Origin of the sequence: Azotobacter chroococcum, from assembly GCF_004339665.1 — a bacterium.
GTDB classification, from domain to species: domain Bacteria; phylum Pseudomonadota; class Gammaproteobacteria; order Pseudomonadales; family Pseudomonadaceae; genus Azotobacter; species Azotobacter chroococcum.
This window is the reverse complement of the sequence record NZ_SMMU01000064.1, coordinates 1-13,569: the sequence shown is the minus strand read 5'-3', so window position 1 is coordinate 13,569 and position 13,569 is coordinate 1. Positions and strand designations below refer to the sequence as shown.

Below are 13,569 nucleotides of genomic sequence, written 5' to 3'. Positions count from 1 at the left end.
GAGAGCTGAGCGATCCATCGCGTGAACTGACTCGCTTTCATGATCCACCTCCCGCATGCGGAGACGTCATGATCAGCTTAGCCTGCTGCAACAGCTAACTCAGACATAGCCAAATAAAAAGTGTACGATATTGCATTCGGAAGCTCGGTAAGCCAAGAGCAACCGTTAAAAAAGTGATCTATGCCATAACCCTTTTGGACTAAAAAGACTATCACCAATAAAGAGGTGGCATTAAATGTTAAAAGCACTCGAAACGCAAAGTTCATTATTCTTCCATGTATATACACTAGTAACGTTTTAATAGTTTTATACGGACTGCAATATGTGTATGCCTACATTGAAGTATAAAAATACTACGATATTAATCAATATTAATTCAGCAATACAATGGGAAATAATCTTTGATTTTTCCCGATAACTAGTGACGCCAGAAGCCTCAGCCCCTTGGAACAGCGCGCAAAACGCGCTATCACCCTTCGCATACGTGATTATAGGGTGTACGCCAGCTGCTACGCTGCAGGGCGCGAAGGCATGCGGCCTCCAAGGTGTTGGAAGTGCGCTTTTCGTATCGGTAATTCAAACCTACCCAAACGGCGACAGCCGGGCCTGACGCCTCCCGGACGGGCGCCGTTGTGGGGCAATGCTGTGGGACCAGCGCTCCCTCCACCCCAGGCGAGGCTCTGGCACGCTGGTTTTGGCGGTATTGTGCGCGGAGCGGTAGGCCGCGGACCGCCTCGGGAGACGCTTTTCCCGCGCGCACAAACAAAAACGGCGAGGGGGGTGAGCCTCGCCGTTTTTGTTTTACGTCGTCTTCTCTTCCGTCGACTCATCATCCTGATGAAGCCGCATCCTGCGACTGTCCTTGGCGACCATCCTGGTCAGCCGGTGTCGATCCGTCGACGTCGCTGTGGGATTCAATCTACGCCGGTAGCCGTCTCGCTCCTATTGGGCGAACGCCCGATCTGCTGTAGGCAATGGCTTACAGGGAGAGAACGGCCTGGCTACCTACTGGCCTATAGCGGCATTTTGCAATGCAAAAAAATCCCTCCGCATGAGGAGGGAAAAGGGTACTCGTGCGAGCCACGCACCTTCGAGAATACACACCTTATAGGCTAGACAGGCCGCATGCGGAAACATTCAAAAGAATTTTTGCATGGCAAAAATATTTTGCTCTGGCTACCTCCTGGGGTGTGAGCGGATCGCTCATCACCTCCACCGCTCAGGGGGCGCTGTGCCCCGGCGTGGCATGCTGCTCCTGCTGGTGATTCCCATCGCATCCCCTACCACGTTCGCATCCCTCTCCCGGCCTATGCGTCTGGATTGTCCTGCCAGTGGGAAATGGCTTCTTGCTGGCAGGACAATCCTCGATGCTGATCAGCACAGGCCAGCGAAGCGGGCATGCCTTGGGCAGAGGGATGTGGGAGAGGGGGAAGGCGCTACCGTGGGCAGTAGCAGAAAAGAAGAAGCCGGCGATGCTGCTGAAGAACAGTCCATGATGGACACTCCTTCGCGCGCGCAGAGCCGATACCTGCATGTCCATGACGGACACGCAGTACATCAGAACGCAGTATGGATGGGGCGTATCAGAGGCCTAACTCGCTATGCGAGCCGAGGCGAATCAGCTCTAGCGTTTCGTCGTCCGGTTTCCGATACAGAAGCACCAGATCCGGCTTGATATGGCAGTCACGGTGATCCTTCCAGTTACCGGACAGCGCGTGGTCGCGGTGCCGGATATCCAACGGAACGTCCTTCGCCAGGGCCTCGATGACTGGCATCAGATCCTGCTCCAGCGTCGCCCGGTACTGCCCCTTTGCTTCGCGTTTCAAGTCGCGCTTGAACTGGCTGGTTTGCTTAATCGTCCGCACGGATCGCCGCCCGTAGATCGTCCAGGGTCACGGTTTCGAGGTTCCCCTCGCGCGCTTCCCGCGCAGCAGCGATGGTTTCCAGGGAGGGCACCAGTGGCTCGAACGGGAGCCGTCCCTCCTCGGCGACGCGGATCAGCATCATCTGGATAGCATCCGTCATCGACAGCCCCATGGACTTGAGCACAACGGTAGCCTCCTCCTTCACTCGTTCGTCCACGCGGGCGCGCACGACCGTATCGGTAGCCATATCAGTTCCTCGGTGGTTGTTTGTAGCCACAGTGTAGCCTAGATAGAATGATGCCTTTCAACCTATTTGGTCGCGGATCTTGAGCACGGTGGTCGTCGAGCAGCCGGCATGCCGTGCGGTGGCGCGAATGCCCAGGCCGGCGGCCAGCAGCTCGCGCACACGCTTGTGCAGATCCTCATCCACCGGGCGGCCTTTGTAGGCACCTTCCGCCTTGGCCTTGGCGATCCCCTGGGCTTGCCGCTCCCGGCGCTGCTCGTAGTCCTTGCGAGCGATGGCGGCCATCATCTCGATCATCATGCCGTTGATGGCAGAGAGCATCCGGTCGGTAAATTCGTCGCCCTTGGTGTCCTTCATGCCCTGATGGCTGGTCGGCAGATCGAGGGCGACGATACGCAGCCCCTTGGAGTCGATGGCGGCCTTGAGCTTGTTCCAGTCATCGGTCGGCAGGCGAGACAGGCGGTCGATGCTCTCCACCAGCAGCACGTCCCCCTTCTTGGCGTTCTTCAGCAGACGCAGCAGCTCGGGCCGGTCGGCCTTAGCGCCGCTGGCGTTCTCCAGGTACTCGCAAGCGATAGGGCGGCCATGCTCGGTAGCGAACTGTTCCAGGGCGGCCCGGGCACGGGTGGCGTCCTGCTCATCGGTCGAGGCGCGGAGGTAGGCACGAACGAACATGGCGGTTTCCTTTTTGTATCAGTTTGAGTGTTTCACCTTATGTTGTTGCACTTTGGACGTATCAGAAAAGGAAATAAAGCCCGAAAAGGCCGAATCAGCCTGTATCAGCTAAGGTATACCCTAAGTGATATGCGCTGATTTGGGTATCCGAGCAGAGGCTCGGCATGCTGGCGGTTCAACCCCCGCAGTGCTCAAGGTTCGCGATGCCATGGGTATTGACCTACACGCGGTCATAAATCTTGCTGCAAGAAAGAAGCAAGATTTAATCTTTCCGTGAGCGTGTGTGGGCAATCTAGCGTGGCTGCGATCAAGCTGTTATTATTTTTGATAACACTGCGGCGGACAGAGCGATGCCCGCCACCGGCTAGGAAGAAGGGGTAGGAATGAAGGCAGTCCGGTTCGTTGGCGACTCGCTCGACAGGCTGCGCGAGTTCCCCATGGATGCCAAGCGGGAGGCTGGCCACCAGCTCGACCGTGTACAGAACGGCCTCAATCCTGATGACTGGAAGCCGATGAAGAGCATCGGCCTCGGCGTGCGGGAGATCCGTATCCGGGAGGAGAGTGGAGCCTTCCGCGTCATCTACGTCGCCAATGTCGGTGACGCTGTTGTGGTGCTGCACTGCTTCCGAAAGACAACCCAACAGACGGCCAAGGCAGACATCGACCTTGCTGTCCGCCGCCTGCGCGACCTCAAGAGGGAATCACCATGACCACCGAGCAGACATTCGCCAGCGTTTGGGATGCCATCGAGGATACCCCGGCTGAGGCCGAGAATATGAAGGTGCGCTCCGCCCTGCTGATGAAGCTCAACCAGTTCCTGGAACAGCTGCCGGGCACTGATGCCGAGAAGGCTGCACGCCTTGGGATCACCCGCCCACGGTATTCCGACCTGAAACACGGCCGCATCCAGAAGTTCAGCATCGATGCCTTGGTCGGCTACGCGAGCGCAGTTGGCCTGCATGTACACCTTGAGTTGAGCATGGCCGCATAACCACTGCCCGCGCGGACTTTGTGTCCGTCTGCGGTTTTTTATTAATGGAGCTATCTTGCTGCTAGATTGCTGCAACATATATGGAGAGTCGTATGGCTACAGTGGTGGCGCTGGTGAGTCAGAAGGGGGGGGTGGGTAAGTCCACGCTCTCCCGTGCTTTGGCACGCGAAGCCGCAGCGGGGGGGCTGAGGGTGAAGGTGGCCGACCTAGATACGCAGCAAGGAACTTCAGTCGATTGGCACCGGGTGCGCCTTAGCGTTGGGCTAGAGCCGGTCGTCTCGGTGGAAGCCTTCGCTACTGCGGCGCAAGCACTGGCAGCAGCTGATGGTTTCGACCTGCTGGTGATCGACGGTCCGGCACGTACCAGTCAGGCCACCCTGGAGATTGCCAAGGCGGCGAGCATCGTCGTGCAGCCGACCGGCGCTTCTCTCGATGATCTACGGCCCGCAGTGAGGGAATTTCATGCCCTAGTCAAAGCCGGCGTGCCGGCTCAGCGGCTTGCTTTCGCTTTGAACCGTATCGGCACTGAAGGGGAGGAGGCGGCGGCGCGTGCGTACCTCGAAGAGGCTGGCTATGCAGTCCTGTCCGGCTGCCTGTTCGAGAGGCCTGCCTACCGTCAGGCGCAGAACGAGGGGCGGGCCGTCACAGAGACTCGCTATGTCGGGCTAAACGCGAAAGCCGACGCACTGCTGCAATCGTTGATCGATCGAATCGGAGAATGACCATGGCCGACCTGTCCAAGCTGAAGAAGAGCAAGCTCGGTACCCCGCCTTCGCCCGATGAGGCTAGCCAGAACCTCACTGCCCCCGAAGTAGCCCCTGCCACGCCACAAGCCGAGCCAAGGCCTCGTAGAGACGGCCGTAGCGCGCGAAAGACCCACAGGACACTGCCATTCGCTACCCGCGTCAGCCCGGATTTCGATGGTCGGCTACGCGATATCGCCGAGCGCGATGGGTTGCTGCTGGTCGAAGTCCTGGAAAGGGCGCTCGACGCTTATGAGGCTTTAAAAGAATCAAGGTAGCATCAATATATCAGCAAGATTGAAGCATGCTTTTTAGCATCCATGCGGTTTAGGCACCAGAAAGTACACCCTGAAAATCAGCCGCAGGCCGCGCCAGTACTGAGGCCTGGCGGCTAATGTCAAGCGATTCCACTTGACTAAAGATTCCGGGTTAAATGACTAATTGATGATTTGCTTTTAGCTGTTTAGCATCAAGCTAAATCAATGGCATGGTTTAGTCTAATGAAGAGCGTTACGGTCGAGCCTGGCTCAAGGAAAAACGTCACGAAGTCGAATGACCTCGTGATGGCCGCGTACAAACTCACCCTGAACGAGCAGCGCCTGTTGCTGGCGGCAATCTCGCAGATCGATCCGCGCAAGCCGATGCCGCGGCCCATCTCTATCACTGCCCAGGACTTTTCAGAGCAATACGGGATTCCGCTGAAACACGCCTATGAGGCGTTGAAGGAGGCGACATCGGCCCTCTACGAGAGGGACATCAAAACCTTCGATGGCCGCTATAAGAGCCGTTTCCGCTGGGTAGATCGCGTGGATTACCTCGACGGAGGGGGCGAAACGAAGCTGTTCTTCACGGTCCATGTGCAGCCCTATCTGGTCCACCTCAACCAGCGATTCACCACCTACGAACTCAAGCGGATCGCTGATCTGACTTCGACGCACTCCATCCGGCTGTTTGAGCTGCTGCAACAGTTCAGAAGCACGGGGTTCTACGCGGTCAGCGTCGCCGAGTTTCGTGAGCTGCTTGAGCTTGGCCCATCCTATGAGCGGTACAGCAACCTCAAGCTCAAGGTGATCGACCCCGCGATTGCTGAGCTTCGGGAGAAGAGCGGCCTCCTGGTCGAGCTGAAAACCGAGAAAAAGGGACGAGCAATCAATCGACTCACCTTTAAGTTCAGGGATGATGAGCAAATGAAGCTCAATTTCCCCGGTCTTGTGGATAACAGCCGGAATCCTTAGCTTTTCAACCCGGAATCCTTAGCTACTTACCCGGAATCCTTAGCTACTTCGACCCGGAATCTTTAGCTACTTAATCGCTGAAAGCCACGTGGCACTAAGGCTCCAAGGCACCTAAAAACAAGGTTTTAAAAACAAGAAAAAACAAGAAAAAACGCTCAAGCTCACAAGCCTGGACGGCAAGAGCGCTGCGCAGCTCCCCCTCCCCAGGGCTATGTCGGGCCGCATGCGGCCCGGCTTCCAGGGCGCGCACAGCGCGCTTCCCGGCCCGACCTCTCGTTCCTCATTGTGGCCCCAAGGGGACACACAACCAGCCCAGAGCAACGGCAAGAGCACGAAATGCCTGGCCAGGCGTCGAGCCAGCGGAGGGGCTGCGCTTGCGCAGCGCCGCAGTGCTCGATGCCCGACAAGCGCAGCGCGTCAGGCGGTGGTCCTGGCGGCACTGTGGGGGGATGCAGGTCAAACGTCACGGCAGGCGAGACAGGTTCTCCACGCCGAATCGGACCCCCCATTCAGCGGCGGCAGTGGGGAGGATTGCCCCGCTGGTCGATCAGCCAGGCGGAAAAAGCAGGTCAAACGTCACGCTGGGTTCGAGAGCGTTTGAGCGTGCAGCCACTGCCAGACGCTGTGCGGGCGAGGGCGTCGGCCAGGGCGCGGTGCGCCTGGCCGTTCCAGGTATGGCATACATGTTTCAGCGTCCATCTTCGCCGCTATCCATTGGGATTCTGGACGCTCCGCTACTCGCAGTTAATTCTGGTTCGGGTAACGACAAATGTTGGCCGCGCACGTCGTTTGCAGGTTCATTCGCAATCAATCTCGGCTCGCGAATACTGCCAGTCGCAGTTAATCCTGGCTCATGAGTGCCATTAATGCAGGTTTGCCACATTTCGAATGCAGGTCGTTACAGCTAGCCACCGGCCGCACATCGACGCCAAGGCCTCCAGGAGGCTCCAGGAGAGCCGTTTGGGTGGCTGGGTATGGGGTTTCCTAGGGTACGCACTCCGCGACGCTTACAGGCCCTCCCAGCGCAGATCCCGGAAAACGTTCCGATCCCAGGTCAGGCACCAGCGTTAAGCGTGCCAATTTCCGCCTTTAGTCCATAAAAACAACCAATCCGTCCACATATGAAGGCTGGAAGCCCCGAATTACGCGGCCTCCAGAGGGCCGAAAAGGTTTTAAAAGGGAAAAGTAAAAACACGCGCGTGCGTGCGGCGTACTATGGGGCCGCCTCTGGCGGCCGCTTGTTCATGCCCCTGAAGGGGCGGGTCGCCGGCCTTCCCCCTTGGCGTTCGACCTCAACGCCTGTGCGGCCTGCAAGGCTGCCAGAGCAGGTAATCAGGGGATCGAGGCGGCTGGAGGCATCGAGAACAACCGAAACCCTGGCGCCGCCGGGAAGGACGGGCTCAGGTCGAACAGCAGGCCGCCGTCCTGACCGCCCAGGAGGCCACACAGCGCGCGCGCAGCGATGATCTGGTAGGAGACGGCCTAGGCCATGCCAAGAAAACCGCTCAGGGGGGCTTGTGAGGCGGCGGAGAAGGCCAATCGCGAGGCGACCAACGCCCGGATCGCCGAACAGGCCGCCCAGGCACGCCTGGAGTCCACCGCCCGCGAGATCGACGGCGCCAAGGCGGTGACGAAGGAGGCCGCCGAGCTGCGCCGCCTGCTGATGGTCAGCCAGAAGGGCGAGAAGCGATCCCCTGCCACGGCGGCGAAGACCGCTAAGGTTGTGGAGGAGTAAGGGGCGCCTCAGGTCGCCGAATGGGCGATGAGAGTCCCCCCAAAAGAAAAGACCCGACAGAGCCGGGTCAAACACCGTGAATGAGCCTGATAAGTCGATAACCTGATGAGTAGCCGCCCTGTCAGTTACCGCTGATCCTGCGATCAGTGAATCACATGATAATGATTATCATTTTTAAGTCAAGGGCTACCGCCAACTTCTCGCCTCGGCTGAGCGGTACGGCGGGGTTTGGGGGAGCAACGGAGCGCTTCTCGCGGGCTAGCAACCGGTTGAACGCCGCAAAGGGCGCGAGGCTTGGCCAGCTCCGCCCGCATCCAGGCACTCACGTCGGCCATGTCGCGGCGCAGCTCCTCTAGCTTGACCTGGGTCAGCAGTCGAACCCTAGGCGTTCGGGTCACGAAGACGGTCAACGGCCGCGGCTGACGTCAGGGTCAAAACGCAGTTCCGGTTCCTCTTGAACCCGGATCACTTGCGTGCCCTTTCGGCCAGTAGGGTATCCCCGGCGCGCTTCCAGTCGGCCCGGCGGGGGTCGTCGGTGGCCACCTTGGACAGCCCTAGGAGCGCCCCCAGAAGCTCGCCCCGGTCGAGCGTGGGCGAGCCTGTGCCGGTATCGACCAGTCCGGCCAGGATGAGCAAGCCGGCCGACTGGTATAGCTCCCGGTCGCGAGCCTTGCGTTCGGCGGCTTTTTCGGCATTGACGATGCGTGCCGCGTTGGCCCTGGCCTTCTGTGCGCGCTCGGCGGCCTTCTCCGCTTTCACCAGGGCCGAGAGCTTGCGGTTGTCGTCACTGGTGCGCTCGGGTTTTTCGGCCAGGAGCAGCAACAGCCGCTGTTGATCGTTGGGCGATTTCAGGCCACGCAGGTAGGCAATCCGGCTCGTCAGCCATTCGTCGTGCATCGGGTATCTCCTAGACCATTTGAGTCCCGAGTGTATCGCCATTCTGGCAGGCTAGCACCGTCCGCTGTATCCTTCTGTAAAACAGAAGGCGCGCTTAGTTGTTTCTCGGCAAGCCGAGAAACGCGCGCCCTGCCGGGGGCAAAAGCCAAAGCATTTTCGCGCGCGCGAAAATTCAGAGCGAAGGGCACAGCAGCATGGCGATTGCGCGACTCAGTATGAAGGTAGGCAAGGCCGGCAAGGCTGGGCCGCATGCTGCCTATATCGCCCGCGAAGGCGAGTACGCCAAGCGTCTGGAAAAGGGCGAGAGGCTGGAAGCGACCGAGGCCGGCAACATGCCGCTGTGGGCGCAGGCCAACCCGCTGGCGTTCTGGCGTGCTGCCGATGCGTTCGAGCGGGCCAACGGCACGACCTACCGCGAGATGGAAATTGCCCTGCCGCGTGAGCTGGATGCCGGGCAGCGGATTGAGCTGGTGCGCGAGTTTGTACGCCAAGAGATTGGCGACCGTCACGCCTACCAGTGGGCGACCCACAACCCCCAGGCCGCCGATGGCGGCGAACAGCCCCACGCGCATCTGATGTTCAGCGAGCGGCAATGCGACGGTATCGAGCGCGACCCCGAGCAGTATTTCCGGCGCTACAACGCGAAGCACCCGGAACGGGGCGGGGCGCGCAAGGGTTACGGCCCGCACGCCGGGCAGACCCTGACCGCCGCCGAGCGCAAGACCGATCTGATGGCCCTGCGTGGCCGGTGGGAAGCTGCCTGCAACGCGCACTTGGAGCGCGCCGGGCTGGCCGAGCGGATCGACATGCGCAGCCATGCCGAGCGGCAGACCGGCCAGGCGCCGGAACGCAAGCAGCTGCCGAGCGCCTGGCGAGGCGAAGGCCGCGCCCAGGTGATCGAGTTTCGCACCGCCCGCGCTGAGGTGGCCCAGGCCGCTGTCGAGCTGCGCCGCGTGGTGCCGGATGCCGGCGCCGAGGTACTCAGTCTGGAGGCCGAGCGGCAGCGCCGTCAGCAGGCCCAGGAGCAGCAGCGCGGGCTGGAGGGGCTGATTCAGAGGATGCGCGCCGAGGTGGGCGAGAAGGCGCTTGCCGAGGCAGAGGCGCTCCGCCAGCAGCTTGCCCAGGAGCGCGAGCGCCGCGAGCGGGAGCGGGAAGCTCAGCGCGAGAGGCTGGCCGCCGAGCTGCGCCAGGAGCAGGAACAGCGGCGCATCGAACGGATGAGCGCGGCCGAGTTGCGTGTCGAGATCGAGCGGCAGCGGCCGGCGCCCCTGGCCGAGCTGGTAGAGCGCGCTCCGGCCGTGATCGAGGCCGCCCAGGCGGCGCGTGTGCTGGTCGGGCAGGCTAAGGCGGCGCAGGCCCGCGAGGATCAGGCCCGACGCGAGGCGAGGGAGTGGCGCGAGGCGCACCCGCTGCGGGCCAAGGCGCACGACGCCGGGCTGGTGCGGTCGTCCTACCTGGATGAGCGTGCCCAGGTGATCGAGCAGGCCCAGGAGCAGTACCTGGAGGTTGCCCCGCAAGCGATGCGCGCCCGAGAGGCTACCGATTGGGCGCGCAATGCCGCTGCCGTGCGTATCGCGCAGGCGCTAGAGCCAGCCCAGGAGCGCATCCGGGCTTTGGAGCAGCGTATGGCTACCCTGGAGCACGCCGAGCGCGAGAAACAGGTGCAGGCGCAGCAAGAGCGACAAGCTGAGGGCGAGGCGCGGTTACTGGTGCGCGAACTGCGTGGCATGGCTGCTCTGCTGAGCTGTCGCGGGCATGGCTGGACGGAGGGCGGCAAGAAGCTTCAGGCACTGCATGACCCCGCCGTCAAGGAGGTGCGGACGCTGGTCGAAGGGCTGGCGGCACTGCCCCAAGAAGCGCAGCGCGATTACGTGGCCGAGAAACTGGTGGGACGGCTGGCAAAAGACCCGGCCAACCGCCTACGGCTGTCCGAGCAGATGGCCCAGGTGAAGCACGGCCCCGAGCATGATCGGGACCACGGTATGAGCCGGTAGGGCGGATCTGACGCGCTACGCTTGTCGGCCGCCTTGGGGCGCGACGGCTGAAGCCCTCGCCCCCACGGCGGCTGCATCGAGACGAGGAAACCCATGACGGAAGAATTTTTCGAGTACGACCCTGCCAAGGCGCTCGACTGCGCCGAAGCAGTAGAAATTTTCATCGCTGATGCTCTGGAAACGGGCGATGCGGACTATATCGTCAAGGCGATGAGGGTGGTGGCCAGGGCTCGGGGCATGGCTCAAGAAGCAGACCCCGAGGGGGGCGATTCAGCGACAAGTCATGCGGATGATGTTACCTTATCAAAAGGTAATACCTGGTAATAAAAGAGGGTCCCATGGCGACTTCGATCAAAATCGACGATGAATTGAAAGCCCGCATCCAGCATCTGGCCAGCCAGCGGCAGCGCTCAGCCCACTGGATCATGCGCGAGGCAATCGCGCAGTACGTCGAGCGCGAGGAGGCTCGCGAGAGCTTCAAGCAGGAGGCTTTGGCCTCTTGGGCTGCCTACCGGGAAACCGGACGGCATCTGACGGGCCAAGAAACGCGGGAATGGCTCAACACCTGGGGCAAGGAAGAAGAAACGGCGGTGCCTGAGTGCCACGAGTAGTCGTCACCGAAGGTGCAGTACAAGGTTTGGAGCGCTGCCGCCTGTTCCTGGCCAAAAAAGGCCCACAGGTAGCCAGACGAGCGGGTCAAGCCATTGAACGCCAGTTTGCACGCTTGGAGAGAAGCCCGGACATAGGGCGCCCGTTCCCTGAGCTGCCAGAGCTACGTGAATTGGTCATAGCCTTCGGCGACTCTGGCTATGTCACGCTCTACCGCCATGAGCCTGCGGATGATGCCGTGTACGTTTTGGCCTTCCGGGGGTCGCCTCAGAAAACGGAATTTAAAGCACGCTAAGCTAAGGAGTGCATCACCCAGTAACGGCGCGGCTTTGCGTCGAATAGCTGCTGCTGGATGTCACATTGCAGTGATTCTCGAAACTCGGCTTTGGCGGCACACCATTACGAGAGCGATTTTCGAGAATTACTCGAGCAAGGCCAGCACTGGCGCGGGCTGCTTTCTCACGAAGCCCTCTCGAAAATGAACGTTTGCGAGCAAGGCCGCCTGCCAACGGCTTAACGTGCGATTTTCTGAATCGACCCCTTCCGGCACCAGAAAGAAGCAGGGTACTGAACGAAGCAACTGGCAGTTCGTCAATGCTGTTGATTCTATAATTAACTTTTGACCTTATATAAATTTCTTCAGAAAGAGGCCGGCAGCATGCTAGATAAAGCAATACCGATATTAATTGGAGTAGTTGTCGGCAGTATTATAACAACTGCTATCAGTTTATACAGAGATCGAAAAATATATCTCGCAAATTTTTCAGCACTTATGGCTGAGATTGATTATTGCAACAAACTTGCAAGTACCTACCTTGACGACAAGGTTAAATCTCCACTATACCGACTCCCAACAATTATCTATAAAAGCTCAATTCCAATAATCTTAGCGGCAGGGAAGCTAACAAACTCAGAAACAGAATCAATTCTAAATTTTTTTAACGAGGTTGATTCGCTCAATAGGGGACTTGATCAGATTGAAAGATACAGATCAAGTTCAGACGCCAACGAAACAGAGCAAGAATTCAATAGAAATAAAATCAAAGCAGGGAACATAAAATCAAACCACGAAGCAGCAGTAAATACTTGCATTAAACATATCGCTAAAAGAGCGAGTTGCAGATGATTTGGTTAAACGCATTACAAAACATCGCAATTCGTGACGCTTTGTAATGCAGAACTACAGAGTTATCGATACCTACAGCACCTATTAAGAGTCAAAGCTTTGAACTGAATTTGCTATGCGCTTTTCTTGGCCAAGTGGTGTCGTATAAAATCTCTGCTCGATCCCGTAGATCAATAACTTTAATTGAGTATCTGTAGATATCTTAAACTTACCATCATTGCCAGATTCTAATTTTTCACCGCAGTATTTAGTAATGTATGAAAGTATTTCTGATTTATCTTGGTCAGACATGGCGGATAAAGTAGCCATGGCGAGAGCAACTCGTTTTCTATTCGGCTTAGATACTTTATCTGTACAGTATCCATCTGCAAGAACTATAAATGACTCATCTAAGAACTGCTGCACTTCCTCATTTGTTGCCTCTTTAAACAGCTCATCAATTCCATTAAATATGCTAGAAATCGCTGCCAAATCTCTAAAGATTAGAAGGTCGTCTGATGTAAAATAAATAGCATCGGGCTGACTATTTACTACTAATCTATTATTAACTGACTCCACTACAGCTAACTCACCAAACATAATTGTCTTTTTTCGCACAAACAAAGACGGAGTGACTTTTTGGAAAAAAAATCTCCATTTTGTACTGCGCAGAGATAAGCTATTTTCGAAAACTGATCCCTTTTCAAATCATCGTAATTTTTTGAGTCAAACTGACTCTTTAGCATATCAATACAAAATGACTTTGAACTAAAGCTTTCAATCTTAAACCACGAATCCTCATCCAAATTGTGATCTGGACTGTACTCCACATATGAGTAACTATTCAAGTCAATATTATCAAAAAGCGTATGGTCAGAGATCAACTTTAAAATAGGTTTCTTTCTTAACCCTTTCACTCTTACCAAAACATGATCCACAACTTATCCTCGCTCAATAAACGTATAATTATTAATTCTATATGCTACAGGAATAGCAATGTCATCGGGGAGTTTGTATTTATTTCTGCTAATTAGAAAAATTGTAGCTCCATTTCTTGTGGTAACATTATAAAACTCGTAACCATAAAGTAAGAAAAGCGGGTTAAAGTAAAGTGCCTGTGATAGCAGCGTAAATATGAACAGCACACCATAAACAAATACTAACGTCTCACGGTTACTAATACTCAAGGCAACGAAAAAGTATCCTAAATAGCTAGGTAAGAAGCTATTATTGGCATGCTCAATACTGCTTAAATCTCCATGTCTAAACTCATCTTTTCCCAAAAACGCGCTAAGCCAAATGCTTAATCCGGTTAGCGCAACTGGAACTAGAAAATAAAAGGCTATGTCTGAGTTAGCTGTTGCATGGCTGCTCGCCCCAACGCCTCCCTCAAGCAAATCAATGGATTGAGCGGCGTCTTGTAGCGCTCGAGCAGGCGGCGCCATCCCAGGTAATGGGTCAGGTACTTGGTGGCTA

Annotated in this window: 16 protein-coding genes and 1 pseudogene; 11 read left to right on the top strand and 6 right to left on the bottom strand. The window is 57.2% G+C overall.

Features of this window, described 5'->3' with window-relative positions:
* Positions 1-1,583: 1,583 nt before the first annotated feature.
* The 3 genes from EV691_RS22435 to EV691_RS22425 are packed head-to-tail and all read right to left on the bottom strand — an operon-like array spanning position 1,584 to position 2,784.
* Complete coding sequence (locus tag EV691_RS22435) at positions 1,584-1,865, bottom strand: type II toxin-antitoxin system YafQ family toxin (RefSeq protein WP_090944064.1); 282 nt, start codon at positions 1,863-1,865, stop codon at positions 1,584-1,586.
* A complete protein-coding gene (locus EV691_RS22430) occupies positions 1,852-2,112 on the bottom strand; it encodes a type II toxin-antitoxin system RelB/DinJ family antitoxin (protein WP_090624944.1) in 261 nt (86 codons plus the stop codon). Before EV691_RS22430 ends, EV691_RS22435 begins: the two co-directional genes overlap by 14 nt.
* A gap of 57 nt (positions 2,113-2,169) precedes the next feature.
* A complete protein-coding gene (locus EV691_RS22425) occupies positions 2,170-2,784 on the bottom strand; it encodes a recombinase family protein (protein ID WP_131301522.1) in 615 nt (204 codons plus the stop codon).
* Between the two features lie 383 nt (positions 2,785-3,167).
* Between EV691_RS22425 and EV691_RS22420 the strand changes: the two genes are divergently transcribed.
* From EV691_RS22420 to EV691_RS22395, 6 genes are all read left to right on the top strand, one after another.
* Complete coding sequence (locus EV691_RS22420; protein ID WP_131301520.1) at positions 3,168-3,494, top strand: type II toxin-antitoxin system RelE/ParE family toxin; 327 nt, start codon at positions 3,168-3,170, stop codon at positions 3,492-3,494.
* The gene (locus EV691_RS22415) at positions 3,491-3,775 is read left to right on the top strand and encodes a helix-turn-helix domain-containing protein (protein WP_131301518.1); all 285 of its coding nucleotides are present in this window, start codon (positions 3,491-3,493) and stop codon (positions 3,773-3,775) included. Before EV691_RS22420 ends, EV691_RS22415 begins: the two co-directional genes overlap by 4 nt.
* A 92-nt stretch (positions 3,776-3,867) precedes the next feature.
* Positions 3,868-4,497 (top strand): ParA family protein, encoded by a 630-nt coding sequence (locus EV691_RS22410; protein WP_131301516.1) that lies wholly within the window; start codon positions 3,868-3,870, stop codon positions 4,495-4,497.
* A 2-nt stretch (positions 4,498-4,499) separates the two neighbouring features.
* Positions 4,500-4,796 carry a hypothetical protein gene (locus tag EV691_RS22405; protein ID WP_131301514.1) on the top strand — a complete coding sequence of 99 codons (297 nt, stop codon included), beginning with the start codon at positions 4,500-4,502 and terminating at the stop codon, positions 4,794-4,796.
* Positions 4,797-5,018: 222 nt separating this feature from the next.
* Positions 5,019-5,753: a replication initiation protein gene (locus tag EV691_RS22400; protein WP_165496609.1), complete on the top strand. Its 735-nt coding sequence runs from the start codon at positions 5,019-5,021 to the stop codon at positions 5,751-5,753.
* 1,489 nt (positions 5,754-7,242) lie between these two features.
* Positions 7,243-7,488 (top strand): hypothetical protein, encoded by a 246-nt coding sequence (locus EV691_RS22395; protein WP_131301510.1) that lies wholly within the window; start codon positions 7,243-7,245, stop codon positions 7,486-7,488.
* A gap of 465 nt (positions 7,489-7,953) precedes the next feature.
* On the opposite strand, the gene EV691_RS22390 is transcribed toward EV691_RS22395, so the two are convergent.
* Positions 7,954-8,385, bottom strand: coding sequence for a conjugal transfer protein TraD (locus EV691_RS22390; RefSeq protein ID WP_131301508.1), 432 nt, complete (start codon positions 8,383-8,385; stop codon positions 7,954-7,956).
* Positions 8,386-8,600: 215 nt separating this feature from the next.
* Between EV691_RS22390 and EV691_RS22385 the strand changes: the two genes are divergently transcribed.
* From EV691_RS22385 to EV691_RS22365, 5 genes are all read left to right on the top strand, one after another.
* Positions 8,601-10,379: a MobA/MobL family protein gene (locus tag EV691_RS22385; protein ID WP_242672644.1), complete on the top strand. Its 1,779-nt coding sequence runs from the start codon at positions 8,601-8,603 to the stop codon at positions 10,377-10,379.
* 93 nt (positions 10,380-10,472) lie between these two features.
* Complete coding sequence (locus tag EV691_RS22380; RefSeq protein WP_131301504.1) at positions 10,473-10,703, top strand: helix-turn-helix domain-containing protein; 231 nt, start codon at positions 10,473-10,475, stop codon at positions 10,701-10,703.
* 14 nt (positions 10,704-10,717) lie between these two features.
* A complete protein-coding gene (locus tag EV691_RS22375) occupies positions 10,718-10,990 on the top strand; it encodes a CopG family ribbon-helix-helix protein (protein WP_039804324.1) in 273 nt (90 codons plus the stop codon).
* Positions 10,978-11,283: a type II toxin-antitoxin system RelE/ParE family toxin gene (locus EV691_RS22370; protein ID WP_131301503.1), complete on the top strand. Its 306-nt coding sequence runs from the start codon at positions 10,978-10,980 to the stop codon at positions 11,281-11,283. Before EV691_RS22375 ends, EV691_RS22370 begins: the two co-directional genes overlap by 13 nt.
* A 363-nt stretch (positions 11,284-11,646) precedes the next feature.
* Positions 11,647-12,114 carry a hypothetical protein gene (locus EV691_RS22365; RefSeq protein WP_131301501.1) on the top strand — a complete coding sequence of 156 codons (468 nt, stop codon included), beginning with the start codon at positions 11,647-11,649 and terminating at the stop codon, positions 12,112-12,114.
* Between the two features lie 84 nt (positions 12,115-12,198).
* On the opposite strand, the gene EV691_RS24050 is transcribed toward EV691_RS22365, so the two are convergent.
* Together EV691_RS24050 and EV691_RS22350 are read right to left on the bottom strand one after the other, a co-directional pair.
* The gene (locus EV691_RS24050; protein ID WP_242672643.1) at positions 12,199-12,693 is read right to left on the bottom strand and encodes a hypothetical protein; all 495 of its coding nucleotides are present in this window, start codon (positions 12,691-12,693) and stop codon (positions 12,199-12,201) included.
* Between the two features lie 742 nt (positions 12,694-13,435).
* Positions 13,436-13,569: pseudogene (locus EV691_RS22350) on the bottom strand (IS1595 family transposase); the annotation flags it as partial.

Excerpts from the sequence above, each read along its gene's own strand:
- EV691_RS22395 (WP_131301510.1), top strand. The coding sequence starts at position 7,243 with ATGCCAAGAAAACCGCTCAGGGGGGCTTGTGAGGCGGCGGAGAAGGCC.
- EV691_RS22375 (WP_039804324.1), top strand. The coding sequence starts at position 10,718 with ATGGCGACTTCGATCAAAATCGACGATGAATTGAAAGCCCGCATCCAG.
- EV691_RS22430 (WP_090624944.1), bottom strand. The coding sequence starts at position 2,112 with ATGGCTACCGATACGGTCGTGCGCGCCCGCGTGGACGAACGAGTGAAG.
- EV691_RS22365 (WP_131301501.1), top strand. The coding sequence starts at position 11,647 with ATGCTAGATAAAGCAATACCGATATTAATTGGAGTAGTTGTCGGCAGT.
- EV691_RS22415 (WP_131301518.1), top strand. The coding sequence starts at position 3,491 with ATGACCACCGAGCAGACATTCGCCAGCGTTTGGGATGCCATCGAGGAT.
- EV691_RS22410 (WP_131301516.1), top strand. The coding sequence starts at position 3,868 with ATGGCTACAGTGGTGGCGCTGGTGAGTCAGAAGGGGGGGGTGGGTAAG.
- EV691_RS22400 (WP_165496609.1), top strand. The coding sequence starts at position 5,019 with ATGAAGAGCGTTACGGTCGAGCCTGGCTCAAGGAAAAACGTCACGAAG.
- EV691_RS22380 (WP_131301504.1), top strand. The coding sequence starts at position 10,473 with ATGACGGAAGAATTTTTCGAGTACGACCCTGCCAAGGCGCTCGACTGC.
- EV691_RS22405 (WP_131301514.1), top strand. The coding sequence starts at position 4,500 with ATGGCCGACCTGTCCAAGCTGAAGAAGAGCAAGCTCGGTACCCCGCCT.
- EV691_RS22420 (WP_131301520.1), top strand. The coding sequence starts at position 3,168 with ATGAAGGCAGTCCGGTTCGTTGGCGACTCGCTCGACAGGCTGCGCGAG.
- EV691_RS22425 (WP_131301522.1), bottom strand. The coding sequence starts at position 2,784 with ATGTTCGTTCGTGCCTACCTCCGCGCCTCGACCGATGAGCAGGACGCC.
- EV691_RS22385 (WP_242672644.1), top strand. The coding sequence starts at position 8,601 with ATGAAGGTAGGCAAGGCCGGCAAGGCTGGGCCGCATGCTGCCTATATC.
- EV691_RS22390 (WP_131301508.1), bottom strand. The coding sequence starts at position 8,385 with ATGCACGACGAATGGCTGACGAGCCGGATTGCCTACCTGCGTGGCCTG.
- EV691_RS24050 (WP_242672643.1), bottom strand. The coding sequence starts at position 12,693 with ATGTTTGGTGAGTTAGCTGTAGTGGAGTCAGTTAATAATAGATTAGTA.